Raw genomic sequence first — 26,395 nt, forward strand, 5'->3', positions numbered from 1 at the left:
ACCCATTTCAAAAACTGAAACTTATTTTAATCCAAAACAAATGAAAAACAAATATACCGTAGGAAGTCTATATGCTGGTGTTGGCGGTATTTGTTTAGGTTTTGAAAATGCGGGATTCAAATTAGAATGGGCAAACGAATTTGACAAAAAAGCCTGTGTTACGTACAGAAACAATTTTGAACATACTCTCATCGAAGGTGATGTAATGCAAATTGACGTAAAAGAACTTAACAAAATAGATATTCTTACTGCTGGATTTCCGTGTCAACCTTTTTCTTTGGCTGGACATAGAAAAGGCTTTAAAGACAGTCGCGGAAATCATTTCTTTAAAATTTTAGATTTTATTGACGAAATGAGACCAAAAGTCGTATTTCTTGAAAATGTCAAAAACCTAAAAGGACACGACAAAGGAAATACGATGAAAGTTATTCAGCGTGAGATTAAAAAACGCAATTACACTTTTGACAGCGCAATTTTAAACACCAAAGATTTTGGAAATATTCCGCATAATCGAGAGCGAATTTTTATGATTGCTTTTGATAAAGACTTCGTTAAAAAAGGCTTCAAATTCAGTTTTCCTGAAAAAGAAGAATTAACAAAAAAGGTAACCGATTTAATTACCAAAGAACAAGTCGAAAAGAAATTCTATTATACTGAAGACAAATATATGTACAATATGCTAAAAGAGGCTGTTGTACGCGAAGACCGAATTTATCAGTTTAGAAGACAATATGTACGAGAAAACAAAAAAGAAGTTTGCCCGACTCTTACAGCAAACATGGGAACTGGCGGCCACAATGTTCCAATTATTACAACAGAATTTGGTTTTAGAAAATTAACTCCGAGAGAATGTTTTCGTTTTCAGGGATTTCCAGACAGTTATAAATTACCAAAAATTTCAAATTCTAATCTTTACAAACAAGCTGGAAATTCAGTAAGTATGCCGGTTATTGAAAGATTGGCTTCTGAAATTTTCAAATGCATTGAAAAAATCGAAACTAAAAAAGCAAAAGCAGAAAAAGTTTAAATACTCAAAAGCATTATTGTTCCTTCAATTCTGGCTAAACAAACTTCAAGATTTTTTTCAATTTCTTTACTCCAAAATCGCAGAACCGTCCAGTTTTCAGAAATTAAAAACGCATTTACTTCTTCGTCTCGCTGTATGTTTCTTTCAATTTTTGGAATCCAATATTCCCGATTCGATTTGATTCTAAGTTGTTGCGTTTCCCAATCTTTTCCATGAAAAAACTCGCTATCGACAAAAATGGCAATTTTATATTTGGCAAAAGTAAGATCAGGTCTTCCAAATATCTTTTTATTATTTTTTCGATATCTGTGACCCAATTTCCATAATGCTTTAGCAAGCCTTACTTCGCCTTTTGTTGCAGTACTTTTTATCGCCTGCATCGTTTTACTCCTCTGTTCGGGAGTTAATCTATCCATCTGAAGATTAAATTTGTTTCGGATGGATAAAGTTAAGGGATTTTAGGAAAAAGGAAGTTTATTTTTGATGTGGAAAATTTCAATTTTCACATTTAAAAAATGTCTAAAACAAAAAAAGCCTCTACATTTCTGTAGAGGCTTTGTGTTTCTAAAGAAGTGGTCCCACCTGGGGCGCCCAGCTACCTATTACGCACTTGTTTTTCAAACAATTAAGTATGCTATATTTTTTATGGCATCCGAATTGTATGCCTATTTTATTTTTTTATAACATTTTTCTTTAAGACGAAGTCATTGTTAATCTTGTTAAATTTAATTTCTTTATTCTTTAAAAATTTCAGGGTATTTATTTCTTAAGGGTCTTACATAACTATAATTAAGTCAGAATTCTAATTTTTAGACAAATCTGAAGCACTTGCAAGTAATTCCATATTTTATGTACTAGCACTAACCACATCATTAGAATTTAAATATTAAGTGAGGTACATCTCCAAATTATCTAGAGGCTTATTCCAATACTTTTCATCAATTACATCTAATTTATTTTTATCGACAGCATACCTTTTAAAAAATTCATTTTGCTCCTCAATTAAAAGCTTCCAATATGCAGGATAGTGTTGTCTAAAGACCAATGAGACAAAAGTGATTACATTAAAAATCTTATCAACTCCTATCCTTGTATTATTTTTAAATCCAACATGTAAATGTGAAACTGGGTGCAATCCACTCAAATAAGAATCAAAATCTAAATCATATCTAAAGGTTACAGGATGTTGCTTTAAACCACATTCATTATTTAAATAATCTTCATACAAAGGTCTAAAAGTTTTATCACGCAAATTTTTCACACCATTCTCATGCAAAAATTCTTTATATGTCATGCATTCATATGGACAATCATAATAAGAAAAACTTATCTTTTTTTCTGCAGAATTAAGCTTAAAAACAAATATTGAATTATCTGTCAAATAGAAATTATAAATATTATCCTTTATTAAATTTTCCCAATTTTCCTTGTATGTATATTTTCTATATACAGAAACGTCAAGATTATCATTTGGCAAATAGTTTCTTTCATCCAAAAGAGAACTAAACTTTAAAAAACTCTCTATTTGATTTAACTCTGTGTTAAATTTACCTACCGCGAATGACATTACTTCTTTTTACTTTTTAATTGTCTCTGTTCTAAAAATAATTTGATTTCTTCAGGAGACATATCTGATAATAATTCATCTAGCATTTTAGCTTGCTTGCTTTTTCTTAAAGCACCATCTTGTAAATCTCTCCCCATTATTTTCATTTCAGGTTCACTTGGATAAGTAAATCTTAAATTCGGAAAATTCTTTTTTGCTTTATTAACTTCTTCTTCCCAATTTTTCGAAGCTGTTCCAATACCGCTAATTGTAACCCAGCCTTTAGTCCTTGTAATTGCTGTAAACATCAAATTTCTTTCCCTTATTGTAAAACTCAGTGATATTGACCACTGTTTTCCAATTTAAAGTGACCACTTCGTTTCGGTTTAAAGTGACCATCTAATTTCGGTGCAAAGTGAGCACCTAAAAAACTACTTTTTTTCGTGTGTTAATTATTGTTTCAAATATAGATAAATAATTATTCCTTGATTATGCTTTTTTTCTTTCTCATTGATTCCCCATGCAGCTCAACCCTGTGGGCCTGATGTATTAATCTGTCAAGGATTGCATCTGCTATGGTTTTCTCGCCGATTATGTCATACCATCCCTGAACGGGGATCTGCGAGGTGACAATAATAGAACCATTGTTGTGCCTGTCCTCGATGATTTCTAAAAGTGTGATTCTGTTCTGACTGTCCAATGCCTGGAGTCCAAAGTCATCGAGTATAATAACGTCCTGCCTTTGTATTTTCATCAGTTCTCTCAGGTATGTGCCGTCTGCCTTTGCCATTTTCAGCTTTGCAAACAATTTTGCAGTATTAAAATAGCTTACTTTATAGCCTTCGATGCAGGCCTGATAGCCAAGTGCTGTTCCTAAAAAGCTTTTACCGACACCTGTACTTCCTGTGATTAGTATATTTTCATTCTTTTCTACAAAACTGCATTCGGCAAGCCGGAGTATAAGATTTCTGTCAATATTCCGGGACTGGTCAAAATTGATGCTTTCAATATTTGATTTGTAGTGGAAGCGTGCATTGGCAATACTGCGTTCAATACGCCTGTTGTGGCGTTCATCCCATTCGGCATCTATTATCATTGACATAAACTGGTCAATGGTATAATGATCGGTTTTTCCGCTCTCGATAGCTGTCATGAAGGCGTTATGCATTCCATGAAGCTTCATCTGTTTCATTTTTGCTACAGTAGATTCATTCATTGTAAATTGATTTTAGTTATAATAATTTTTTCCTCTGATATTGCCGTGGTCGGGAAGATCCTGATCTTCTTCCTTTTCGTGTTCCATGGGTATCTTATCCAGACTGTTTTCTAAGATGTTCTGTATGGTTTTAAAATTATAAATCTTAAAGTCCAGAGCACGTTTGCAGGCATTTATCAATCTTTCTGCACCTACTTTCTTCTCAAAAGATAATATGCCTAGACAGCTTTTATAGGCCTGCTCGGGGTGGTTCCTGCTTTCTATTATCTGCATAATATATTCTCCTACTGCCGGATCAATACTGTTGGCCCATTCAATAAACCTTAAGGCATTCCACTGCGCTACAAACTGATGTGTGCTTGCCATATGTTCTGGATTTGTGGTATAGATGTAGGGCTTTGGATTTCTGATGTGTGTGGCTATACGGTTGTATTTGAAGTATATTTCGACAGTAGAGCTGGTGTACAGCAGCTTCACTTTTTTCTTTAAATATTGATAAGGCACGCTGTAGTAGTTTTTGTCCTGGCTTAATTGGACGTGTCCGTTCTGCATTACTGTTGCCAGAGACTGGTATTTAATCTCAAAGCGTTCCAGTGGAAGAGGCTGGAGTTCATGCCTTTCATCCTCCATGAAGAGTTCAAAACGAGAGTATGGTCTTCCGGTAAGTTTCTTGTTGTTATGCGTATCGAGCAAATTCCATATTTCCTGGTTCAGATCTTCTATGCTGAAGTATTTAGAGTCTTTCAGATTTGCATAAATTCTTCTGTAAAGTATCTTAACAGCACCCTCGACTAAAGATTTGTCTCTGGGCCTGTATGCTCTTGCAGGCAGAATAGTAGTTTCATAATGTTCAGCTAAATCTGCAAGAGTTTCATTAATGGTAGGTTCAAAGCGGCTGGTTCTGACGACGGCAGATTTTAGGTTGTCGGGAACAATTGCGGCAGGCGTTCCTTGAAAAAAGCGCATTGCATTCTCCACCGAAGCTACAAAATCTTCCTTCTGCTGGCTCATTGAAGCTTCTGCGTAAGTATACTGGCTGGCACCGAGTATGGCAACAAAAAATTGCACTTCCTGAACCTCGGACGTGTTTTTGTCTATAATTGAGAGTGTCTTTCCAGCATAATCCACATACATTTTATCGCCAGCCTTGTGATTCATATGCATCACAGGGTTTACCTTGTTGCTCCAGTCTCTGAAGCGATTCCTGAACTGCGTTACTCTAAGACCATCGGGATGGGTTTCAATATACCTTTCCCACATGGTCTGTATGGTGATGCCCACCTTTTTTAATTCCCGTTCCATCTGAGGAAAATAAGCATACAGATCTTCGATTCTTGAGGAAACAACTTCTGTCGGACCCTGAGAAAACAGCTCGTCCAATTCAGTGTCAGTTTTCTTGTTGACAGTTTCCAGGCTTAATCCCAGCACTTCAAATAAAGAGATATATTTTTTTACAGTATTTCTGGAAAGAGATAAATATCGGCTTATAAACAGCTTGCTTTTGCCGTTGCAGTGCAACTTAATGACTTTTCTGATTTTGTTCATGTCTAGTTTGTTATTTGCCATAGTCTGTAGTTTTTATACAGATCCATGGTTTAACAGCATGAAAAAAAAATAGTGTTTGGTGGTCAATTTGAACCGAAACTGGGTGGTCAGTTTAAATTGAAAAGGAGTGGTCAGTTTGACCCGAAATCGGTGGTCACTTTATGCTGAAAAAGCGTGGTCAATTTGACCGCTTTTTCCACTCTATAAAGAATAAATGGATCTTTGTTTAACACATCTTCTGCTATAGCTATTTTTATGAGTTTTCTAAATCGTTGTATAGCTTTATTGATTGTAGATTGACCTTGATTCTGCTCAGTTTTAAGATAATATTCAAAATCTATTAAAAATTGTAATGTGATTTTATCTAATGGATAATCATTCTTTTTAAATTTCCATTTAATAAAGCCAGCGATCTGAGTATTTACATAATTATACTTTTTCCAAGTTGCTAATTGCAAATCTTTACCTATCAGTCTATATATCTTGTTTAGGTACTTCTGAAAGTAACTTATGACGAATTCACTTTCTTTCAAAGGTTTCCCTAGATATTTTAAGTAGATATCGTTTACATCGAATTCTTCTAATTCTAATAGCAAAGACAGATAAGAATTTTTGATTTTTTGTTTTATCAGCTCCAATTGAGTATTATCATTAAGAGCATCCGATGATTTTGAATTTATTAACTGACGACTTGCATCCCACTGTTTTGGAGCTACAAAATAACCCGTTGCATTTTCTTTACGTTTACCTCTATAAGTAATCCGTACATTAATAGGACAAAGTCCTTTATTGTTTAGTCTAACTTTTTTCAAGACAAACAAAATTGTAAAATTTTCTTTTTTCATAGCTAATTGATTTAAAATTAATTAGCATACTATCAAACTTGAAAAATTGTACTCCTCGTAAATTGACAATGTACTCCGAGTAGCAACCCGCTATTTTTATCAAAAGTCATAGAGTAACGATTAAAATGGAAAGTTCTTCATTTCTAAAGTCTCTAATCTACAAGGATTTAATCCATAAAAAAAGCCTCTACATTTCTGTAAAGGCTTTCTATTTTCTAAATAAGTGGTCCCACCTGGGCTCGAACCAGGGACCACCTGATTATGAGTCAGGTGCTCTAACCAGCTGAGCTATAGGACCGGTTTAGAGGATGCAATATTACTACTATTTTTCATTCACTCCAAATATTTTAAGACATCATTTGAATTTAATTTTAAATCTTTCTTCGAATCTCAAAAACGAAATTGATTTTCAATACCTTATTCAAAAATAAAAATGATATTTTTTTATTTAATTTCCTGACAAAGCTCTACTAAAACGCCATTTGTGTTCTTGGGATGCAAGAAAACAACCAATTTATTGTCGGCTCCTTTCTTCGGAACTTCATTAATAAGCACAAAACCTTCATTTTTTAAACGGGCAATTTCAGCTTCGATATCATCAACGTCAAAAGCAATGTGATGAATTCCTTCTCCTTTTTTCTCCAAGAATTTAGCAATTGGACTTTCTGGATTTGTTGCCACCAAAAGTTCAATTTTATTGTTTCCTGTTTGAAAAAATGAAGTTAGAACACCTTCGCTTTCTACCGCTTCCATTTTGTAAGACGGAACGCCAAGCATTTTTTCGAACAAAACATTCGCGTCGTCCATATTTTTTACCGCAATTCCAATATGTTCTATTTTGTTTACCATCGTTTTAAATTTATTGGTTCACATAAGTACTAAAATAACCGCATTCTGCAATTACATCCTGATAATATTTCGTATCCGAATAGTCTTTTCTTAAAGTCTTGAATGCGTTCCAAGCAATAAAATTAACTTTATCCTCGCGAATTTCCCAATAGTTATTTACGTCGCTGTATTTTTTATTGTAATAATCGTTTCGTTCGCATTTCGAAATCAAATACAAACATTTTGCTTTTTGATCTCTAGTAGAAGCCGCTTCAAAAGCTTTTTGGTAATACATTTTCGAAACCGAATTGTCTGTAATCATATCTTTCATCGAATTTCTAAATGAATACGGACTTGATCCATAACCTACAATGGTGATTTCGTAGAAAGTTCTTCCGTTTCCAAAATGAGAAATATTATAAAATGCATTTCCTAACAAAAGACTATTCGTGTAAACATCTTCTTTTTGAGCCAATTTCTCTTGCATTGATTTTATCGTAGTCAAGAAATCCATATAAGTATATTTTCTTTTTTGATACGCCGCGTGCTCGCAATCGTGACAATCCTTGATATTTCCGTTAAACGGATTTCCTAAGAATTTATAATATTGAACAGAATCCGCTTGTTGCATAAACGCAATTGCTTCTGGAATTTTGTTTTTGAAAGTCGCCTGAACTGCTTGGAAATTATTGATATCTTTCAGTTTCAAACTGTAAATTCCTGCACCAATCTTCTCGATTTCTGACTTATTAGATTTTTCCAAAAAGCTTTTAATCGCTAACAAATCTTTTTCATTATCATAATATGCATTTCCATCATTCCAATAACTGTAACGTGATTCGCCAAAAATCTCAGCCATAACTAGATTTCCTTTTTCTTTGTAAAGATGAGACAAATAGCTTCTGCTCCATGACGAAGCATTCTGATAACGAAACTCCTGCCCTTTATAAGTTTTAGGAAGTTCATAATACAGCCAATTCAAATCGGCTAGGATTGTTTTTTCATTTTTATCGGTCAGTTTATCAATCTTATTTAAATTATTTACAAAACGCAATAAACGAAGCTGCATTCCAGCCAGTTCTGTTTTCGGAAGCGTTTTTTCAGCTTTGCTGTAATTTTTATCTGCATTAGCATAATCTCCTTTTAAAGTCTGAAGATATCCAATCGCAATATCCCATAAATAAGGTTTCTCAGTATTTCCTGCAGCAGAAATTTTCGAAATCAAATCAACTGCGCTGTTGTCTACTTTTGCTTTGTTTTCTGTTTTATTTTCTGCAACGGTTTGTTGTTTCGGCGGCTGATTTTCTCCTTGTCCTGTTAGCTGAAACGAGTTATTTATAGATTGTTCTAATCTATTTACCAATCGCGTTGCCAGATAATTCAAATGTTCACTTTTCGGATTTAGCTCATAAATTTTCTCAATCGCCTGTTTTTCATCTTTATAATATCCGTGAATTGCCCAAAGTGCGGCTTTCTCATCATTATTTTTTGCCATCGCCAAAGCCTTTGTCCAATCTGATTCATTTTTTGGACGGAAACTATACGCCGTTACAACTCTTAATTCTGGACATTTATCAAAAACCTGGGCGTACAAATAATTGGAAACAGCATATTTTTTCTGTTTGAAATTAACCCCAGCTACATAAGCCAAAGCACGATAATACAAAGTATTTTTTGGAACAGAACTTTCTGTTTTATTAAAAAAGTCAATTGCTTTTTGTTTGTCATTACTATAAAAACGCGCTTTCACGGTCAAAAACCAATATCTGTTTTTCAAAAACGGATCTGATAAAGTGTTGTAAACATTTTCTATCGACTGAATCATTTTGGCATCATTGAAGGTTTTTGCCACAACTGGATCGTAACTCCAATAATCTTCGCCAATTGAAACCGTTTCTATTTTTTGAGCCAAATACAAAAATTCAACAAAGTTTTTGACTTTATCATCTTTTAAATTCAACTTTTTGCCCCATTTCTGAGAACCTTTATTTTCCTTTTTTGTTTTATAAAAAGCATGCAGATCTGTTATTTCTTCTTTATTCTGGATCGCATTTTTTTCATCAGAATAATATCTTGGCTTTTCATCTCCAATCAAAAAATAATTTACTGTTGTTGTATCTACTTTTCCTTTTAAATAAGTAGCCCAATCTGATTTGATATTAGAATTGAAACGAGAATTGTGCTGCGTATCAAAACCAATTCCGTAGAAAATTCCGCCCGATAAAAACAAAGGCGAATACGATTTATCGGCAAAAGTTTCAGGAGTAAAATTTGAATTATAGCCAAAGAAATCCCAATCGTCTCCTCCGGCGCAGGCATATATAATTCCGTATGCAGAAAGCAAAACGGCACTAGAAACAAGAAATAATCTGCTCAAAAGTGTTTTTTTCATAATTGTTTAAATTGAATTCGTCTAAATCGTAAAATATAATTTCGTTTGGCTTTTCGATAAGATTACCCTGCAAATCTTCTGCCATTTCTTTTAAATCGTCTTTTGTAATTTCTTCTATTTTCAAAAGATCATTTTCTTCATAAAAAACCCCATTTTTATAATTGGATTGTTTCGCTCTGAAAAAAATCGGGCTTGTTTTTTCAAAATTTGAATCTTCTTCCAATTCTTTCCTATTCATTTTCGAACGAAGTCCGATTACTTTATTATTTCTAATATGAACTCCCCAAGAATAAATTGGAAATGCAAAATCCAGATGAAGCGGATATTTCTTTAAACTCTTAAGATATCGTTCGGCCACTTTCTGATCGTAAATCGAATTGAGAGAATCGGGCGCGATTGATCCCATGTTGTAATACATTAAAACTCCAGAATCGACGCTTGGAATTTTTGTTTTCTTGAAATATTTCACTTGATGCAATCGAATTGTTGCCGAAAGTTTTTTCCTCGAAAGCTTCTTAAAACTCTTTATAAACTTGAGATAATTTTCTTTGCTTTCTAAAGACCAATCGCAATCAATCTGAATTTCTTGAGAAACGATTTTATTTTTAGAATTGATCTGTTCGATAAAATCAAAAGTTTTTTGAGCCAAATCTTCAACATCAAGATTCTTTTGCAGCATTACTTTGTTCTGAATAAAAACAACTGGAACAATCGTATATCCGCTCGGATTTATTTCAAAACGAATTGGACTTATCGGAATTGGGAATTTAGATTCAGGATGAAGCCCTATATCAAAATATCGAACATAAAGCTTGCTGACGTTGTTTTCTTCTAAAACTTCTTTTTCAATTTTAGAAAATTTGAAGATCGTTTTCCAGTAATAAAAAGAGATAACTGGTTTTTCGTTTTTAGTGCATGAGAACATTAAAAAGAGAAACAAAACTGAAAAAATTCGCTTTAACAAAACTTAGAAAATTACATTTTTATCCAAAAGTAAGAAATTATGTCTTTTTAAAATATTCAAACAATAAAAAACTGAAGAATCGCAAAAGTTTGAAATCCTAATAAATGGCCAAAAAATTTCAATTAAAGCAAATATAATTGTTATTTTGTGCAATCAAATTGAAAAACCGTTATGTTGAAAGACACCTTAAAATACATTGCATTTATAATTCTAATCTCAATGATAAGCTGCGCGAAAAGAGGCAGCATTACCGGCGGTTTAAAAGATACGTTACCTCCTGTTTTAACATCTAGTTTTCCTAAAAATTTCAGCACTGATTTTAAAGGAAATACGATCACTTTAAATTTTGACGAATATGTCAAACTAAAAAACACAAATAAACAGCTGATTATTTCTCCTCCATTAAAGTACGAACCTTTAATTACGCCATCTACAGCCAGCAAATTTATAAAGATCGAAATTCGTGATACTTTACAGCCAAACACAACTTATAGTTTCAATTTTGGACAAGCTATTACGGACAATAATGAAGGAAATGCGTTAAACCAATTCAAATATATTTTTTCGACAGGACCTTATATTGATTCTTTAAAATTGAGCGGAAGAATTAAAGACGCACGCGAGAAATATGTCGATAATTTCGTTTCTGTAATGTTATACGAAGTGAATGACAAATTCAAAGATTCTACTATTTACAAAGAATTTCCTCGTTACATTACAAATACTTTAGATAGTATGAGAACTTTCCAGTTTGAAAATTTGAAAGCAGGAAAATATCTTTTAATTGCACTAAAAGACAAAGGTTCAAACAATAAATTCAATCCGAAAGACGATAAAATCGGATTTTTGAAAAACTACATTACAATTCCAACAGACACGGTTTACGAGTTAGAATTGTTTAAGGAAGTTTTGCCTTTAAAGACTTTCAAACCTATTCAAGCTTCTGGAAACAGATTATTGCTTCCGTATGAAGGAAAACAGAATTTCAAGAATTCGAAACCAAAAATTGCACTTAAAAATGGCGGTGAAGTTCTAGAAACTATCATTACACAATTCCCGAAAAAAGATTCGCTTCAAGTTTGGTATAAACCCCTAAAAGTCGATTCTTTATCAATGGAAGTATCAAAAGGGGATTATAACAAAAAGTTTACTTTTAAGATTAAAGCCCTTAAAAAAGATACTTTAGCTATCAAACCAGTACAAAATGGGCAAATTAATTTTAGAGAACGTTTTACTTTAGAAACCGAAACTCCATTGGTTAAATTTGATGAAACTAAAATCAAATTGATAAACAAAGATTCTGTTGCTGTTCCTTACACAACCGAATATGACGAATTTGACCAAAAACTATATATTGATTTTAAGAAAGAGCCTTTAGAAAAGTATCAAATGACATTTTTCCCTGGCGCTTTGACTGATTTTTACGAAAAAAGCAACGATACTTTATCGTATAAGCTCGCAACAAAAGAATTAGAAGATTACGGTAATCTGGTATTGAACTTAAAAAATGTAAAACGTTTTCCAATTATTGTAGAAATTACCAACAAAAAGGGAGATAATGTGCTCGCCAGCGAATATTCTGAAGGAGCAACCAAAATCTCATTTAATTTAATGGTTCCAGAGGAATTTACGATTCGAGTTATTTATGATGACAACAAAAATAAAGTTTACGATACTGGAAATTTCTTAAATAAAACATATTCTGAGGAAGTATTTTATTATCAAAAAGGTGTCGATGTCCGCTCTAACTGGGACGTAGATGAAACTATCGATTTAAGCGTTCCTTTTAATCCTGAAGTCGAGAAAAAACAAGACGATAAAAAGAAAAAAGAAGCAGAAAAGAAACGGAAAGCATTCTAGATTTTAATTTCGAAAGTATCCTGGTCACCTAGGAAATTTAGTTTTCTTCGGGTTTCCAACATTATATCTTTATCCAATTCAGCCACAAAAACACCTTCTGTTTCTTGTGGCTTTATTATATAATTTCCCCAATAATCAATTAATTGAGTATGTCCATTATGCTCAAAATTATTATCATCAAAACCAATTCTGTTTACGCCGGCAACATAACTCAAGTTTTCTATCGCGCGAGCATTTAGCAAAGTATCCCAAGCGCTTGTTCGAACTTTTGGCCAATTGGCAACATACAAAAGAAGGTCGTAGTTTTCGACATTTCGCGCAAAAACAGGAAAACGTAAATCGTAACAAATCTGAAGGCAGATTTTCCAGCCTAAATATTCCACAATTACTTTTTGAGTTCCTGGAATATAAAATTCATTTTCTCCCGCAAGCGAAAACAAATGTCTCTTGTCATAATATTGAAAATCTCCTGACGGAAAAACAAACAGCATTCGGTTATAATATTCTCCATTTTCAGTAATTACAAGACTTCCTGTAATTGCTGCATTTTTTTCTCTTGCTTTTAATTTCATCCATTCGATAGTTTCACCTTGCATCGTTTCTGCAACTTCAGAAGCATTCATGGTAAACCCAGTCGAAAACATTTCAGGAAGTACAATTAAGTTTATTTCTGAATCCAATTCATTTATCTGGTCATCAAATTTTTCTCGGTTTGCAGCAGCATTTTCCCAAATAAGATCGGTTTGAATTAAAGCAATTTTCATCTCGTTTATTTTTTATATAAAGGTAGAAAATAATGATTGATTAGATCACAACCAAACTTGGAACGGCACTTTTGTACTTCTGTAATTTTTCGTGATTCGGTTCTTCTTCGGTAATAACATAATTCACTTCAGACAAACTAGCAATTTTCATTTTAAGAACTGTATTTAGTTTCTCTGTAATAGTTAAAACCGCTGTTTTCTTAGAAGCCTGAATCATTGCTTTTTTTACCTGAACAGTTTCCCAATCAGAATCAGAATAACCGCCGTCTACGTCTAAAGCATTTGTTCCTAAAACCAAAAGATCTGCTTTTATATTGGCTAATTGATGAAAAGCTTCTCCGCTCACACACATCTGACTGTACGAAGAAATACTACCGCCAATCATAATCGTTTTGATATTTGGTTTATCCAAAAGCTGAACCGCTGTTAAAGCTGTAATTGTAAAAACAGTCAAATTAAGATCGTTTGGAATTAATCGGATGAACTCACGAATCGTTGTTCCTCCATCAACAATTAAAACCATTCCGTCATGAAGAAGACCAACGGCTTTTTGTGCGATAACTTGTTTGGCCTCGACAGCATAAGTCTGGTTCGATGAAGAATAGTGATATCCTTTGGTCATGGCGCCACCTTTCACTTTAATTAAAAGTGCGTCAGCATCAAGTTCATTAATATCCCGACGAACAGTATCTTCGGAAACACCAAGTTTAGCCGAAAGAGTTTCAAAACTCACACGCGTGTGCAGGTTGATCTCTTTTAGAATATGATTTTTACGTTCTTCTTTACTGTAATTTAAAACTTCATTTTCAGTGCTCATGCCGATCGATTTTTTGTAATTACAAAAATAAACATTTCATTAAATAATTCATCGAAACCAAAAGCCGTATTGGCAATAAAAATTTTCAATAAATTAGTTTTAAAAGCATTTCGGTATCTTTAAAACTGTTTTTAATAAAAATCTAAAGTTTTTCTCCCATGAAAAAATTCCTTTTTTTATTTTTTGTTCTTTCTTTTTTAAACGGAAAAGCACAAAACTCTCAACAAAACATTTCTATTATTCCCGCTCCAAATTTTTATAAATTGACTGGAGACAGTATTCGGATAAATGGAAAAGTTCAGGTTATTTTTAAAAACAAAAATTATAGCGAAAAGGAATTAAAATCGGCTAAAATTTTAGAATCAGCATTTAATGCGAAAGCCAATTTGAAAAAATCTAATCTTAAAATTGAATTTGATTCAAGCAAAAATCTTTCTTCAAAAGAAGAATATAAAATTGAAATTACTTCAAATAAAATTACAATTATTGGTCAAGAAGAAGGGCTTTTTTATGCCGTTCAATCTTTAATGCAGCTTCTTCCGAACAAAATTTCTGTCGAAATAAAATTGCCGTGCGTAATTATCGAAGATTCACCCCGATATTCTTACCGAGGCTTACATTTAGACGTCTGCCGTCATTTCTTCTCTGTTACTGTTATAAAAGATTTTATTGCACAAATGGCCAGTTATAAATTAAATAATTTTCATTGGCATTTAACCGACGATCAAGGTTGGAGAATTGAGATTAAAAAATATCCAAAACTAACTGAAATTGGATCGAAAAGAAATCAAACCTTAGTCGGAAACAAATTCGAAAGAACTCCATTTTTTTTTGACGGAAATCCGTATGGAGGATTTTATACTCAAGAAGAAATCAGAGAAGTTGTAAAATTTGCTGAAGAAAATTATGTAAATGTAATTCCTGAAATCGAAATGCCTGGACATGCTTCTGCAGCTGTAACGGCTTATCCAAATTTGGCTTGTTTTCCAGATCGAAATTATAAAGTGGTAGAATCTTGGGGAGTTTTTGAAGATGTTTTTTGTGCAGGAAAAGACGAAACTTTTACTTTTTTAGAAGATGTTTTAACGGAAGTTATGGTTTTGTTTCCGAGTAAAAACATTCATGTTGGCGGAGATGAATGCCCAAAAACAAGATGGAAAGTTTGTCCAAATTGTCAAAAACGAATCAAAGATCTAGGTTTGAAGGACGAACATGAATTGCAGAGCTATTTCATTAAAAGAATTGAAAAATTCTTGAATGCAAATGGAAGACAGATTTTTGGTTGGGATGAAATTTTAGAAGGCGGGATCGCACCAAATGCAGCCGTTATGTCTTGGCGCGGAGAATCGGGCGGAATTCACGCGGCAAAACTGAAACATCCAGTTGTAATGACGCCAGAAGGAACTGTTTATTTTGATTACAATCAAGGATATTCGCCAAACGAACCGCTTACGGTTGGTAGATTGAGCACTTTGAATAAAGTGTATCATTACAATCCAACTCCAGTTGACAGTTTATCAGTTGAAGAACAAAAATATATTATTGGAGTTCAAGCCAATCTTTGGTCGGAATATTTGACAAGTCCTGCAAAATTAAATTATATGCTTTATCCACGTGTTTTGGCTTTAGCAGAAATCGCTTGGACTGCACCTCAAAACAAAAATTACGATCATTTTCTTCAAAATCAACTGCCTTATCATTTAGAAAAACTGGAACTGCAAAATCGATTGTATAAAGTTCCAACGCCTTTTGGTGCTGATGAAACGGCTTTAATTGCATCAAAATATATTTTAGATTTAAAACCAACCATCAAAAACGGGAAGATATTTTATACGATTGATGGTTACAATCCTGATGAAACAGCAAACCTTTATCAAAATCCTGTTACGATAAATATCCCAAAAGGAGAATATAGAATCATTAAAACAATTCAAATCAGCGAAAGCGGTAAAAGAAGCTCTATTAATAAAATCATTGTTCGAAATCCTGATTTAAAATCTGCTTTGGCAATTCAACCCAAAAAGAGTGGTTTGAAGTATGAATATTTTACTGGAAATTTTTCACAAGTTCAAGATTTAGAACTTTCAAAACCTGTTTCTTCAGGGGTTTTAGAAGGCAAAATTAGTGCTGAAAAATGGAAAACGAAATTAGAGCGTTATATCGGTTTAAAATTCGACGGATATATCTTTATTCCAGAAACGGGAAATTATACTTTTTCGACACTTTCAGACGACGGATCGAAGCTTTTTATAGATAATGAACTCCTTGTAAATAATGACAACATTCATTGGGCAAATGAAGCTTATGGTGCTGTTAAACTGGAGAAAGGTTTTCATAAACTCAACATCAGTTATTTTGACTTAACTGGCGGCACAATTTTAAACTGTTTTATAAAACAAGAAGGAAAAGAAAAACAAGAAATAAGCGCTTCGCAATTGTATTATGAATAAAAACAAAAAACGCATCAAACTAAATTGATGCGTTTTTTTATTATTTCAAAAACTATTTACTAATTGCTTTACTCAAATCTTTAAAGTCATTGTCTTTTAAATTATAAGCAAAACCTGCTCCATAAAAATAGTAAATACCGTCTCCTGTTTTAGCATTTACAACTTGCAAATATTTGTTTCCGTTCATACTTACATATCGTAAATAGTAGATTTCTTCATTGTTAAGAATTTTTCTTTTAAGATCCTCATCTCTAATAAACTGATATTTGTATTTATAATCTTCTACAAGTTTTTTAAGATCTTTTTCGTCTCTCAATTTTTCAGTTCCTTTCCACGGGTTATATTCCATCAAGTAAGCTTCAGGAATATATAGTGTATTATCTTTAAGTTTTTTCACCTCAGGTTTTACAAAATCATCATAAAGTCCGATATGTTCTCCAGCACTGATCAACTGATTGATAAGCTGAAAATAGTTTTTTAGCATTCCAAGGTTTGTATTGGTAAAACTATTTTCTGTATACATTTTTTCATAAAGAATTGAGATTTTCTCATCTGACCTAGCTGCCATTGCTTCTCCTAAGAATGCATTATTAACGCAAAGCGGAACCCTTGCAACATACTTCATATTCTCATTCAAAAGATTATTCAATTTTCTATTATATTTTTTGTCATCTGATTTAAGCTTAGCTAAACCTTTATCAAATTTTTCTTTATCCAAAACTCGTATTGCAAAATTGGTATGAATATAAACAGTTCCTTTGCTTGTTTCAACTCGATCTCCAATGAATTTTGCAATAGAATATGTTCCATCAATATAATCCAAGATATTAAAATCTTTATATTCTACTACTTTAAATGGAGTAACAGTCCATGTTTCTTTTAAAATTTTCTCATAATCTTCTTTAGAGTTTACTTGAGGAAGCACAAAAACTGTAGTCGTAGATTTAAATTTCTCTAATTCCCCTTTTTCAAATTCATCGTTTGCTCCACGATCAGAAGAGGTAATGGCAACCTGAGCAAAATTTTGAATGCTTAGGGCAAGCATTGCAAATAGTAAAATTCTTTTCATTAATTTAATTTGTTTTTGGTTATTATTTATGGAATAAAAGTAGTACAAAAAAACGCATTCAAACTAATGAATGCGTTTTTTTAAATATACTAAATTGTATTCTTTATCCTTTCAAGCTTGCAGCTAAATACTCACGGTTCATTCGTGCGATATTTTCAAGCGAAATTCCTTTTGGACATTCGATTTCGCAAGCTCCTGTATTTGTACAGTTACCAAAACCTTCTAAATCCATTTGGTGAACCATGTTCAATACACGGTCAGTTGCTTCAACTTTACCTTGTGGCAATAATGCATATTGAGAAACTTTTGCAGAAACGAATAACATTGCTGAAGAGTTTTTACAAGTTGCAACACAAGCTCCACAACCAATACAAGCAGCAGCATCAAATGATTTGTCTGCATCGTCTTTTGGAACTGGAATAGTATTCGCATCAATTGTGTTTCCTGAAGTATTAACAGAAATAAATCCTCCAGCGTGTTGAATTCTGTCAAAAGAACTTCTGTCAACAACTAAGTCTTTAATTACTGGGAAAGCTTTTGCTCTAAATGGCTCGATAAAAATTGTATCGCCATCTTTAAACATACGCATGTGCAACTGACAAGTTGTAACACCTCTGTCTGGTCCGTGCGCTTCACCGTTAATGAATAAAGAACACATTCCGCAGATTCCTTCACGACAATCGTGGTCGAATGCTACAGGCTCTTCTCCTTTGTTGATTAAACCTTCGTTAAGAACGTCTAACATTTCAAGGAAAGACATATCTGGTTCGATTCCATCGATAGGATATTCTACAATCCCTCCTTTATCTTGAGCGTTTTTTTGACGCCATATTTTTAATGTAAGTTTCATTTTGTATCAGTATTAAGTATTAAGAAAAAAGTATTAAGACTTTTCTAAATACTATTTATAGCTTCTTTGAACTAATTTAATGTTTTCGTAGTTAAGAGGTTCTTTGTGTAATACTGCATCACTTGGTTTTCCTTTGTATTCCCAAGCAGCAACATATGCAAAGTTTTCGTCATCACGAAGTGCTTCTCCTTCTTCTGTTTGGTATTCCTCACGGAAGTGACCTCCACAAGATTCGTTACGGTGTAAAGCATCTTTCGCGAACAATTCTCCTAATTCTAAGAAATCGGCAACACGAGTTGCTTTTTCTAATTCCTGATTAAATTCGTAAGCGCTTCCTGGTACTTTTACATCTTTATAAAACTCTTCACGTAAAGCAGCAATTTCTTCGATAGCTTCAGTTAACCCTTTAGCGTTACGAGCCATACCTACTTTATCCCACATGATTTTTCCTAATTTCTTGTGGAAATAATCTACAGAATGTTTACCGTTGTTATTGATGAATTTATTGATTTGATCAACAACCGCTTTTTCAGCTTCAACGAATTCTGGTAAATCTGTAGAAATCTCTCCCATCTTAATATCTGGAGCTAAATAATCTCCGATAGTATAAGGAAGTACGAAATATCCATCAGCTAAACCTTGCATTAAAGCAGAAGCTCCAAGTCTGTTTGCTCCGTGATCAGAGAAGTTAGATTCTCCAATTGAGAAACATCCAGGAATTGTAGTCATTAAGTTATAATCAACCCAAGTTCCACCCATTGTGTAGTGAACCGCTGGGTAAATCATCATTGGTGTTACATACGGATCTTCGTCAACAATTTTCAAGTACATTTGAAATAAGTTTCCGTATTTACTTTTCACGATTGCAGTTCCTAATTTAGTAACTAAAGCAGAATCATTAGCATCTAAACCTTTTACGTAAGCTTCTTCAGTTCCGTAACGTTTGATAGCTGCTGCGAAATCTAAGTAAACTGCTTCTCCCGTTTTGTTAACTCCAAAACCAGCATCACATCTTTCTTTTGCTGCACGAGACGCAACGTCACGAGGAACTAAGTTACCAAATGCAGGATATCTTCTTTCTAAGAAATAATCTCTTTCTTCTTCAGATAAATCTGTTGCTTTTTTCTTTCCTTCACGGATTGCTTTTGCATCCTCAAGATTTTTTGGTACCCAAATACGACCATCATTACGCAAAGATTCAGACATCAAAGTCAATTTAGACTGGTGATCTCCTGAAACCGGAATACAAGTTGGGTGAATTTGTGTATAACAAGGATTTGCGAAAAACGCTCCTTTTTTATGAATTTTCCAAGCTGCTGTTGCGTTACTTCCCATAGCATTTGTCGAAAGGAAAAATACGTTTCCATATCCTCCAGAACCAATTACTACCGCGTGAGCAGAATGTCTTTCTATTTCTCCTGTAATTAAGTTACGAGCGATAATACCTCTCGCTTTTCCGTTCACGATTACAATGTCAAGCATTTCGTGACGGTTGTACATTTTGATTTTTCCACGACCAATTTGACGGTTCATTGCAGAATAAGCACCTAACAATAATTGTTGTCCAGTTTGTCCTTGTGCGTAGAATGTACGAGAAACCAAAGTTCCTCCAAAAGAACGGTTATCAAGAAGTCCGCCATATTCACGAGCCAATGGCACACCTTGAGCCACACATTGGTCAATAATATTTGCAGAAACTTCAGCCAAACGGTGAACGTTTGCTTCACGTGCACGGTAGTCACCACCTTTTACAGTATCGTAGAACAATCTGTAAACTGAGTCACCGTCACCTTTATAATTTTTTGCTGCGTTGATACCTCCTTGTGCCGCAATAGAGTGCGCACGACGTGGAGAATCTTGGAAGCAGAATGCTTTTACGTTATATCCTAACTCAGCCAAAGTAGCCGCAGCCGAACCTCCAGCTAAACCTGTACCAACAACGATAATATCTAAATTACGTTTGTTAGCAGGGTTTACTAAATTAATATGATCTTTATAATTTGTCCATTTGTCCGCTATAGGACCATTTGGAATTTTTGAATCTAATGCCATTATAATTGATATTAATTATTGAAATGATGAAATAATGCGATAATTACGAAAAGTGCTGGAACTACAACTGCAAAACCATAACCTACTTTACTTAAAAATCTTGAGTATTTGTTGTGCATTCCCATTGATTGAAGAGAAGATGCAAACCCGTGCCATAAGTGGAATCCTAAAAGGATAAATGACACACAGTATAATCCTGTACGGATTGGGTCATGAAATTTGTGAACTAACTCACCATAATATCTTGTAGCATCTGGTGCTGTACCCGCTATGTATTTGTAGCTAACTTCAGGAAACCAGAAATCATAAAAATGCAATCCTAAGAAAGCTAAAATAACCAATCCAGAAATAATCATATTTCTAGAACTCCAAGAAGCGTTTGCAGCTCCGTTGTATTTAGCGTAAGCAATTGGTCTTGCCGCGCTGTTTTGTGCCGTAAGTACAAATCCCATTACGAAATGGAAAATTACTCCAAATGCCAAAACTGGCTGCATTACATACTGAATCAGCGGATTGTATCCCATAAAGTGAGAAGCTTCATTGAAAACGTCTTCACTAAGAATAGAAATAAAATTTAAGGAAACATGCAGCGCTAAAAACGTGATTAAGAATATTCCCGAAAGAGCCATAGCGACTTTCTTTAAAATGGAAGCATTCAACTGTGCAGATTGTGCCATAAGTGTTAAGTAGTTTGTTTTAAAAAATTACACAAAAATAATTCAATTACAAAAGAACTACAACCATTTCGCTGTTATTTATAATGATTTTAAAATAGCACGCGTCTACGTATTTTTACGTACAAAAACTAAGCTGCTAAAAAATAATTCACTATGGAAAACTTCAAAACACTGCTTTTTAAGCTTTAAAGAAAAAATTGAGCTCTAAGTAGATTACTAAAAATTTATCATATTGTTATTTTATTCAAACTTTTGATTTATTTTCTTCAAAAGTGCTCTTCGGCAGAAATTTTGTCTAAGTAAAAAATTGTCATTCCACAACATAGTTTTACCTTTAGCGGCTCAAAAAATTAAGAATGAAAACAGGAATTGATGCTATCTCTTTTGATGTAGCAAACATACATTTACCCATAAAAACTTTGGCAATTGCCAGAAATATTGAACCAGAAAAATTAGAAAAAGGTCTTGGATTACTAAAAATGACCTTTCCAGATGTTCATCAGGACGCTGTAGTTTTTGGAGCAAATGCTTTGACTAAACTTATCATTGATAATAAAATCAACCTAAACGAAATTAGCAGAATCTATGTTGGTACTGAAAGCGGTATCGACAGTTCTAAACCAATTGCTTCTTATTTAATTAGTTTAATGGAGCAGAAATTTGGCGAAGATTCTTTAGCAGAATGTGATGTTGTAGATTTCACTTTCGCTTGTATTGGCGGAGTTGACGCTTTACAAAACTGCCTTGATTTTGTAAAATTAAATCCAACTAAAAAAGCAATTGTAGTTACTTCTGATTTTGCCAAATATGATTTAAATTCTGGAGGAGAATACACTCAAGGTGCTGGAGCTGTGGCAATGTTGATCACAGCAAACCCAAAAATCATTGCTTTTGATGAAAATTGGGCAACGAGCACAAAAGGTGTTTTCGATTTCTTTAAACCATACAGAACGATTTCTAAAGAAGAAATTACTCAAAACACTAACAACGATTCTTGGTTTGATAATTTAGAAGCTGAAATTGAAATCCACAAAGATCAACCGGTTTTTGACGGACAATATTCGAACCAATGTTATATGGATCGTACGCGAAACGCTTACTTTTCATTTAAAAAACTAAAAAACGCAACCGAAACTTTATACAATACTTGGCATAGTATCGTGATGCATTTACCATATTCTTTCCAAGGAAGAAGAATGTTATCTGAAATCTACGCTTTAGACAGTGCCGAAAAAATTATTGCTGATGATATCGCACCAGCTGATTATCAGACAAAAATTAAAGAAGTAGCAAAATCTGAAGATTACAAAACATTTGTAACGGAGAAATTACAGCCTGCAGAATTAGCGTCTTCTTTAATTGGAAACCTTTATACAGGTTCTATTTTCATGGGATTATTATCGACTTTGGCTCATTTTTATGACACGAACAAAGAAGTTGCAGGAACTAAATTCGGTTTCTTAGCTTACGGAAGCGGATCGAAATCAAAAGTTTTTGAAGGAACAATTCAACCAGAATGGAAATCGGCTTTAGAAAATGTGAAGCTTTTTGAAAATTTAGCGGAAAGTGTAGAAATTGATTTCAGCACTTATGAAAGTCTTCATAAAAAAGAACAAAAACAAAGCGTAAGAACTCCGAAAAACGAATGGGTTTTAGACAGAATTGAAAAAGAAATTCCTGTTTTGATTGGGGCGCGTTATTATAAATGGATTGATTAAATTTCAATAAAGAAATTCCAATAAAAAACCGAAGCAAATTGCTTCGGTTTTTTTGTTTTACACGCAGTTTGTCATTTCGACTGAAAGGAGAAATCACACTCGAAACTCTACAAAGATTAGCGATTTTGCATGTCGAATTACTAGTGTGATTTCTCCTTTCAGTCGAAATGACAAGATTGCGCAAAAACCTTTGTCAAAGTTCAAAACTTTGACAAAGGTCGCATCAAATAGAAAGCATTCTCTAATTATCGCATTGACATATTCTCTAATTAAAAAATCAATCCTTTTTATGCTGTTCAGTATAATTTTGATTTCCTTTAATTCGGATATCTTCACTCTGCATTCCGTTTGCCATTCCTAGCATAAAGGCTGTAATTACGATTATAAATTTTCTTTTTATCCAATGAAGAAGCGGTCGTTTAGATTGCTCCAAACGAGAATTTTTATTTTGTTTATACATTTTGAAAATGATAAATGATTAGACATTATTAAATCATCTATGCTCAGAAATAATTTCTTAAGCGCTGTATAAACTTTTATCGAAGTGTTTTGAAGTGATTATTTCATTTATAAAAACAGATTGATTTATAAATGAAGTTAGTTTTTGATGAAGCAGATTTTGCAGTTTCAACAATTTCTTGATTTGAAAAGTAAAGATGTTTTCGGTTTTAAGAAAATTCAAAACAATCGAAAATCCTATTTTTTCAGAAGAAACAGCTTGTCCGAATTTATATAAACGAGAACCTTTAAGATTTAATTCTCTTCTTAAAACTACAAACGAAGATTGGTAATATTCTGCCGATTTAGATTGAGAATATAAAGTACCATCGCCCGCAATCACGACAAAAGCCAGAAAGAGTGCAATTAGGTATTTTATATGTTTTTTCAATCTTTATGTTTTAGATTATGAAACGAAAATACAACTTTTATTTGTTCAGCATTGTTTCGGCTTCATTTTTATAAAGAAGCAATCCCAATCCTAAAACAAAAACCGCACAACTCAAAACCATCAAAATTCCATTTTTCAAAGCAAAAAAGGAAAATCCCACACCAACCGAACCAACAATTACCATCAAAGACTTTAAGGTTTCTGTTTTCATAAAAGCAAGTGCATGCAATGCCAAACCCAGAAAAAGCAAAGACGGACCAACAGCCACAAATGGATAAAAAATCAATGGCGAATTGCCGATGTGCTGGCTTAGCTGTTCTTTTGCAATTTCATTATTTCCATAACTCGACATGATAAAATCGATTGTACAAAGTCCGATATGCGCAATAACGCCTAAAGTTGTCAAAACTGAAGCTACTTTATTTGTCTTTGTTTTAGGAAATGCATCATTAAAAGACAACAAAAAACAGGCGCCAATTAAATTGAACCAATGCGCAAAATCTACTGAATCGCTTAAACTTGGCAAAAGTTTAGAAAAAAATAAATAACTGACTAGAAAAAAGACTAACCCGATCAAGCAACGTTGTTTTGTATTCATAGTTTGTTTTCTCAACTTTTATAATTTATAAATCGTAAACTTATTATGACTCAAAGTAAAACCGAGATTTTCATAAATAGCTACGTTTTCTATTCGTTTTTTGTTTGTAGTTACTTCTATGCTTTTTAGATTATTTTGTTCTGAATATTTTAAAATTTCATCAACCAATTTCCTCCCAACGCCTTGACCACGGTATTTTTGATGAATAAAAAACTCCTGAATTTCACCAACCAATCCGCAATGATGGAGAAGATTTTGGGTATGAAAGCTAATAAAACCTAAACCTTCATTTTCGTTTTCAGCAATCAGATAAAGATTTTTTGGGTTTGAAATGTTTTCATTGAATATTATTTCGAACATTTTAAAATCTAAAACTTCATTTTCAAGTTCGCAGATTGCTTTGTAGACGAAGTCTAAATCGTAATTTTCTACTTTTCTGATGTTTACTTTTAGATTCATAACTCTAACTAATATCAGTCAGTTTTACAATTTTATCGTCCAAGAATTGAAAAATCGATTTTCCTTTCATATTTAATTCTTGACCAGCTTTTAATCCGTTTGGGAAATCTATTGCTAGAACAGCATAATAATCAATGTCAATTATTGCTGTAATTTCATCTTGCTTAATTGATGTAATAGTTTGTTTTCGTGCTGAGAAATATTCTTTTCCTTTTTCGGCTTGGGCAGAAAATTCTTTTATTCCATTCAAAGTCAGGTTGATTTCGCCATTTTGAATGTTTTCAAAAATAACCGATTCGTCAAAATCAGCAATCATTTTGTCAATATCAAATTGATTGTATCCTTCAATATAATTTTGGATTATTTTTTCCTTCTCAATCATAATATATTGTTTTATAAATGTTCATTCAACCCAAGTCGTTCAAATTTCTGTTTATACTTTTGAACATAATTATTCCATGTTTCTTTAAAAGCTTCATTATCATAAACTAAAGCAGCATAACCTACTGTTTCTTGGCTAAAATGATTTCCAAAAATATTGTCCAAATATTCAATTCCTGAATCGATTACTTTTTTTAGAATTTGTAATTTATCAATTCCACTTCCTTTGCAGGCTTTATCCAGCCATAATCCTTTTCCAATTTTCACATATTCTACAAGAAGGTTTTCTGTTATAAATTGAGAAGGAACATCGTTTATATCAGGTTCATGTTTTCCATTTTTAAAAACTAATAATATTAGTTCTTCTGAATAATATGCTGACGGAATTAATCTCAGCATTGTACCGCTTTCAGCCGCTTTGAAACAAAGGTCTTTTGTGATAAACTCATCAGGAATTACCTGAATTGCAAAACCATCTTTTTTCACCAGTTTTTCGCAAAGTTCTGGCGTAATAAATTCTTCGTTTACATAGGGCAAAGCATGAAATGTATTTTCTAATGCCATTTCGCACAATTCTTTGGTTTTATACTGAGACGGAACCAATTTCAAATCTCTATAATTCGCTTTTACTCTTAATTCCCAATAAGCATAGGTTTTTGGAGCTGGATTGCTTTGCTTTAAAACAAATTCGCCTCTTGCCAAATCCCGTTCCAATTCTTCAAAAGTTTCAATTAACGGATTATCTAACAACTTCCTGAGTTCGTTCGAAATAATTTCATCGCCCGTTTCATCGTCATATTCGCATTCATTTTTAGGATCAATTTCATCTCTATCGTTATAATAAAACAGCTCATTTTTCCTTTCTGCAAATGTTGTATTGTGATCTGTTACAATAAAAACAGGAGCTTCAATTAAACCTGTGCAATTAAAATTACCATGATTATAATACGTCATTACAACTTCTTTTGCTGTAACATTCCCGTTTATTTCCACATACGAACCGCCTAAAAGTAAACTTTTGCAGAAAACATTTCCGTTTATAAAAACATACGGACCATAATCTCCTTCAGCATTAATAATAGAACCGCTAATGAAAGCATTTCCGTCAATTAAAATTCCTTCAATTCTAAATTCATCAATGCTTTTAAAGGGAAGATTAAAAATATTGAGATACCATTTCTTTATTTTATCCTCATAAATATCCAAATGAAAATTAGAATCAAAAAGCACATCTTTATCTGCTACAAGAAAAAAATCTTCATCGTCCCATTCATCGAAATAATCAAATCCTTCTCGATCAAGTAAAAAGGGATATTTAGATTTTACTTCTTTTATAGTAACTAATTTAAAAGCTGAATTGTGCATTTTTTATTCTTATTAAACCAAATTTGTCTGGCATTTATTTTATATCAAGATTACACAATTCTAAATTCAAAACCAATTCGATA

At 33.0% G+C, this 26,395-nt stretch carries 25 protein-coding genes and 1 tRNA gene; 4 read left to right on the top strand and 22 right to left on the bottom strand.

What is annotated here, in order from left to right:
* Positions 1-40 precede the first annotated feature (40 nt).
* A complete protein-coding gene (locus DM444_RS12650) occupies positions 41-1,027 on the top strand; it encodes a DNA cytosine methyltransferase (protein ID WP_111287168.1) in 987 nt (328 codons plus the stop codon).
* Here the strand turns inward: DM444_RS12650 and DM444_RS12655 are convergent.
* The 10 genes from DM444_RS12655 to DM444_RS12700 all read right to left on the bottom strand — a co-directional run bounded on the left by DM444_RS12655 (position 1,024) and on the right by DM444_RS12700 (position 10,339).
* Entirely contained in the window at positions 1,024-1,443 is a 420-nt protein-coding gene (locus DM444_RS12655; RefSeq protein ID WP_111287170.1) for a very short patch repair endonuclease, read from the bottom strand. The two genes, DM444_RS12650 and DM444_RS12655, sit on opposite strands and share 4 nt — an antisense overlap.
* 470 nt (positions 1,444-1,913) lie before the next feature.
* On the bottom strand, positions 1,914-2,594 hold the full coding sequence (locus DM444_RS12660) for a DUF2290 domain-containing protein (protein WP_111287172.1): 681 nt from the start codon (positions 2,592-2,594) through the stop codon (positions 1,914-1,916).
* Positions 2,594-2,881 carry a hypothetical protein gene (locus DM444_RS12665; protein WP_111287174.1) on the bottom strand — a complete coding sequence of 96 codons (288 nt, stop codon included), beginning with the start codon at positions 2,879-2,881 and terminating at the stop codon, positions 2,594-2,596. Before DM444_RS12665 ends, DM444_RS12660 begins: the two co-directional genes overlap by 1 nt.
* 170 nt (positions 2,882-3,051) lie before the next feature.
* Positions 3,052-3,789, bottom strand: coding sequence for an IS21-like element helper ATPase IstB (gene istB / locus DM444_RS12670; RefSeq protein ID WP_041515719.1), 738 nt, complete (start codon positions 3,787-3,789; stop codon positions 3,052-3,054).
* A 12-nt stretch (positions 3,790-3,801) separates the two neighbouring features.
* The gene (istA, locus tag DM444_RS12675) at positions 3,802-5,355 is read right to left on the bottom strand and encodes an IS21 family transposase (protein WP_111287176.1); all 1,554 of its coding nucleotides are present in this window, start codon (positions 5,353-5,355) and stop codon (positions 3,802-3,804) included.
* 110 nt (positions 5,356-5,465) lie between these two features.
* Positions 5,466-6,179: a phage integrase SAM-like domain and Arm DNA-binding domain-containing protein gene (locus DM444_RS12680; RefSeq protein WP_111287178.1), complete on the bottom strand. Its 714-nt coding sequence runs from the start codon at positions 6,177-6,179 to the stop codon at positions 5,466-5,468.
* Between the two features lie 224 nt (positions 6,180-6,403).
* Positions 6,404-6,477: transfer RNA gene (locus DM444_RS12685), tRNA-Ile, on the bottom strand.
* 146 nt (positions 6,478-6,623) lie between these two features.
* Positions 6,624-7,028 carry a methylmalonyl-CoA epimerase gene (gene mce / locus DM444_RS12690; protein ID WP_095928359.1) on the bottom strand — a complete coding sequence of 135 codons (405 nt, stop codon included), beginning with the start codon at positions 7,026-7,028 and terminating at the stop codon, positions 6,624-6,626.
* A 10-nt stretch (positions 7,029-7,038) separates the two neighbouring features.
* Positions 7,039-9,399, bottom strand: coding sequence for a hypothetical protein (locus DM444_RS12695; protein WP_111287180.1), 2,361 nt, complete (start codon positions 9,397-9,399; stop codon positions 7,039-7,041).
* Positions 9,359-10,339, bottom strand: a complete 981-nt coding sequence (locus DM444_RS12700; RefSeq protein ID WP_239455674.1) for a hypothetical protein — start codon at positions 10,337-10,339, stop codon at positions 9,359-9,361. Before DM444_RS12700 ends, DM444_RS12695 begins: the two co-directional genes overlap by 41 nt.
* A gap of 195 nt (positions 10,340-10,534) precedes the next feature.
* Here DM444_RS12700 and DM444_RS12705 point away from each other — a divergent pair, with 195 nt between their 5' ends.
* Entirely contained in the window at positions 10,535-12,223 is a 1,689-nt protein-coding gene (locus tag DM444_RS12705; RefSeq protein ID WP_111287182.1) for an Ig-like domain-containing protein, read from the top strand.
* Here DM444_RS12705 and DM444_RS12710 read toward each other — a convergent pair.
* A complete protein-coding gene (locus DM444_RS12710) occupies positions 12,220-12,987 on the bottom strand; it encodes an amidohydrolase (RefSeq protein WP_111287184.1) in 768 nt (255 codons plus the stop codon). The genes DM444_RS12705 and DM444_RS12710 overlap by 4 nt on opposite strands.
* A gap of 40 nt (positions 12,988-13,027) precedes the next feature.
* A complete protein-coding gene (locus DM444_RS12715) occupies positions 13,028-13,804 on the bottom strand; it encodes a DeoR/GlpR family DNA-binding transcription regulator (protein WP_111287186.1) in 777 nt (258 codons plus the stop codon).
* A gap of 158 nt (positions 13,805-13,962) precedes the next feature.
* On the opposite strand from DM444_RS12715, the gene DM444_RS12720 reads away from it, so the two are divergent.
* Entirely contained in the window at positions 13,963-16,254 is a 2,292-nt protein-coding gene (locus DM444_RS12720) for a family 20 glycosylhydrolase (protein WP_111287188.1), read from the top strand.
* A gap of 52 nt (positions 16,255-16,306) precedes the next feature.
* On the opposite strand, the gene DM444_RS12725 is transcribed toward DM444_RS12720, so the two are convergent.
* The 4 genes from DM444_RS12725 to DM444_RS12740 form a co-directional block, all read right to left on the bottom strand.
* Positions 16,307-17,323 carry a hypothetical protein gene (locus tag DM444_RS12725; RefSeq protein WP_111287190.1) on the bottom strand — a complete coding sequence of 339 codons (1,017 nt, stop codon included), beginning with the start codon at positions 17,321-17,323 and terminating at the stop codon, positions 16,307-16,309.
* Between the two features lie 103 nt (positions 17,324-17,426).
* Positions 17,427-18,173: a succinate dehydrogenase/fumarate reductase iron-sulfur subunit gene (locus DM444_RS12730; protein WP_111287192.1), complete on the bottom strand. Its 747-nt coding sequence runs from the start codon at positions 18,171-18,173 to the stop codon at positions 17,427-17,429.
* 51 nt (positions 18,174-18,224) lie between these two features.
* Positions 18,225-20,225, bottom strand: coding sequence for a fumarate reductase/succinate dehydrogenase flavoprotein subunit (locus tag DM444_RS12735; RefSeq protein ID WP_111287194.1), 2,001 nt, complete (start codon positions 20,223-20,225; stop codon positions 18,225-18,227).
* An 11-nt stretch (positions 20,226-20,236) separates the two neighbouring features.
* The gene (locus DM444_RS12740; protein ID WP_111287196.1) at positions 20,237-20,902 is read right to left on the bottom strand and encodes a succinate dehydrogenase cytochrome b subunit; all 666 of its coding nucleotides are present in this window, start codon (positions 20,900-20,902) and stop codon (positions 20,237-20,239) included.
* A 356-nt stretch (positions 20,903-21,258) separates the two neighbouring features.
* On the opposite strand from DM444_RS12740, the gene DM444_RS12745 reads away from it, so the two are divergent.
* On the top strand, positions 21,259-22,620 hold the full coding sequence (locus DM444_RS12745; RefSeq protein ID WP_111287198.1) for a hydroxymethylglutaryl-CoA synthase family protein: 1,362 nt from the start codon (positions 21,259-21,261) through the stop codon (positions 22,618-22,620).
* 277 nt (positions 22,621-22,897) lie between these two features.
* Here the strand turns inward: DM444_RS12745 and DM444_RS12750 are convergent, their stop codons facing one another.
* The 6 genes from DM444_RS12750 to DM444_RS12775 all read right to left on the bottom strand — a co-directional run bounded on the left by DM444_RS12750 (position 22,898) and on the right by DM444_RS12775 (position 26,312).
* Positions 22,898-23,080 (bottom strand): hypothetical protein, encoded by a 183-nt coding sequence (locus DM444_RS12750; protein ID WP_111287200.1) that lies wholly within the window; start codon positions 23,078-23,080, stop codon positions 22,898-22,900.
* A 57-nt stretch (positions 23,081-23,137) separates the two neighbouring features.
* Positions 23,138-23,509, bottom strand: a complete 372-nt coding sequence (locus DM444_RS12755; RefSeq protein ID WP_162614962.1) for a hypothetical protein — start codon at positions 23,507-23,509, stop codon at positions 23,138-23,140.
* Positions 23,510-23,546: 37 nt separating this feature from the next.
* Positions 23,547-24,035: a hypothetical protein gene (locus DM444_RS12760; protein ID WP_239455675.1), complete on the bottom strand. Its 489-nt coding sequence runs from the start codon at positions 24,033-24,035 to the stop codon at positions 23,547-23,549.
* Between the two features lie 90 nt (positions 24,036-24,125).
* A complete protein-coding gene (locus DM444_RS12765) occupies positions 24,126-24,566 on the bottom strand; it encodes a GNAT family N-acetyltransferase (protein WP_111287206.1) in 441 nt (146 codons plus the stop codon).
* Positions 24,567-24,570: 4 nt separating this feature from the next.
* Entirely contained in the window at positions 24,571-24,948 is a 378-nt protein-coding gene (locus DM444_RS12770; RefSeq protein WP_111287208.1) for a nuclear transport factor 2 family protein, read from the bottom strand.
* An 11-nt stretch (positions 24,949-24,959) separates the two neighbouring features.
* Positions 24,960-26,312 carry a polymer-forming cytoskeletal protein gene (locus DM444_RS12775; protein ID WP_111287210.1) on the bottom strand — a complete coding sequence of 451 codons (1,353 nt, stop codon included), beginning with the start codon at positions 26,310-26,312 and terminating at the stop codon, positions 24,960-24,962.
* Positions 26,313-26,395 lie beyond the last annotated feature (83 nt).

Origin of the sequence: Flavobacterium ginsenosidimutans, assembly GCF_003254625.1 — a bacterium.
Classification (GTDB): Bacteria; Bacteroidota; Bacteroidia; order Flavobacteriales; family Flavobacteriaceae; genus Flavobacterium; species Flavobacterium ginsenosidimutans.

Excerpts from the sequence above, each read along its gene's own strand:
- DM444_RS12705 (WP_111287182.1), top strand. The coding sequence starts at position 10,535 with ATGTTGAAAGACACCTTAAAATACATTGCATTTATAATTCTAATCTCA.
- DM444_RS12665 (WP_111287174.1), bottom strand. The coding sequence starts at position 2,881 with ATGTTTACAGCAATTACAAGGACTAAAGGCTGGGTTACAATTAGCGGT.
- mce (WP_095928359.1), bottom strand. The coding sequence starts at position 7,028 with ATGGTAAACAAAATAGAACATATTGGAATTGCGGTAAAAAATATGGAC.
- DM444_RS12765 (WP_111287206.1), bottom strand. The coding sequence starts at position 24,566 with ATGAATCTAAAAGTAAACATCAGAAAAGTAGAAAATTACGATTTAGAC.
- DM444_RS12680 (WP_111287178.1), bottom strand. The coding sequence starts at position 6,179 with ATGAAAAAAGAAAATTTTACAATTTTGTTTGTCTTGAAAAAAGTTAGA.
- DM444_RS12660 (WP_111287172.1), bottom strand. The coding sequence starts at position 2,594 with ATGTCATTCGCGGTAGGTAAATTTAACACAGAGTTAAATCAAATAGAG.
- DM444_RS12720 (WP_111287188.1), top strand. The coding sequence starts at position 13,963 with ATGAAAAAATTCCTTTTTTTATTTTTTGTTCTTTCTTTTTTAAACGGA.
- DM444_RS12770 (WP_111287208.1), bottom strand. The coding sequence starts at position 24,948 with ATGATTGAGAAGGAAAAAATAATCCAAAATTATATTGAAGGATACAAT.
- DM444_RS12745 (WP_111287198.1), top strand. The coding sequence starts at position 21,259 with ATGAAAACAGGAATTGATGCTATCTCTTTTGATGTAGCAAACATACAT.
- DM444_RS12655 (WP_111287170.1), bottom strand. The coding sequence starts at position 1,443 with ATGGATAGATTAACTCCCGAACAGAGGAGTAAAACGATGCAGGCGATA.
- DM444_RS12735 (WP_111287194.1), bottom strand. The coding sequence starts at position 20,225 with ATGGCATTAGATTCAAAAATTCCAAATGGTCCTATAGCGGACAAATGG.
- DM444_RS12695 (WP_111287180.1), bottom strand. The coding sequence starts at position 9,399 with ATGAAAAAAACACTTTTGAGCAGATTATTTCTTGTTTCTAGTGCCGTT.
- DM444_RS12775 (WP_111287210.1), bottom strand. The coding sequence starts at position 26,312 with ATGCACAATTCAGCTTTTAAATTAGTTACTATAAAAGAAGTAAAATCT.
- DM444_RS12710 (WP_111287184.1), bottom strand. The coding sequence starts at position 12,987 with ATGAAAATTGCTTTAATTCAAACCGATCTTATTTGGGAAAATGCTGCT.
- istA (WP_111287176.1), bottom strand. The coding sequence starts at position 5,355 with ATGGCAAATAACAAACTAGACATGAACAAAATCAGAAAAGTCATTAAG.
- DM444_RS12725 (WP_111287190.1), bottom strand. The coding sequence starts at position 17,323 with ATGAAAAGAATTTTACTATTTGCAATGCTTGCCCTAAGCATTCAAAAT.
- DM444_RS12650 (WP_111287168.1), top strand. The coding sequence starts at position 41 with ATGAAAAACAAATATACCGTAGGAAGTCTATATGCTGGTGTTGGCGGT.
- DM444_RS12730 (WP_111287192.1), bottom strand. The coding sequence starts at position 18,173 with ATGAAACTTACATTAAAAATATGGCGTCAAAAAAACGCTCAAGATAAA.
- istB (WP_041515719.1), bottom strand. The coding sequence starts at position 3,789 with ATGAATGAATCTACTGTAGCAAAAATGAAACAGATGAAGCTTCATGGA.
- DM444_RS12715 (WP_111287186.1), bottom strand. The coding sequence starts at position 13,804 with ATGAGCACTGAAAATGAAGTTTTAAATTACAGTAAAGAAGAACGTAAA.
- DM444_RS12740 (WP_111287196.1), bottom strand. The coding sequence starts at position 20,902 with ATGGCACAATCTGCACAGTTGAATGCTTCCATTTTAAAGAAAGTCGCT.
- DM444_RS12750 (WP_111287200.1), bottom strand. The coding sequence starts at position 23,080 with ATGTATAAACAAAATAAAAATTCTCGTTTGGAGCAATCTAAACGACCG.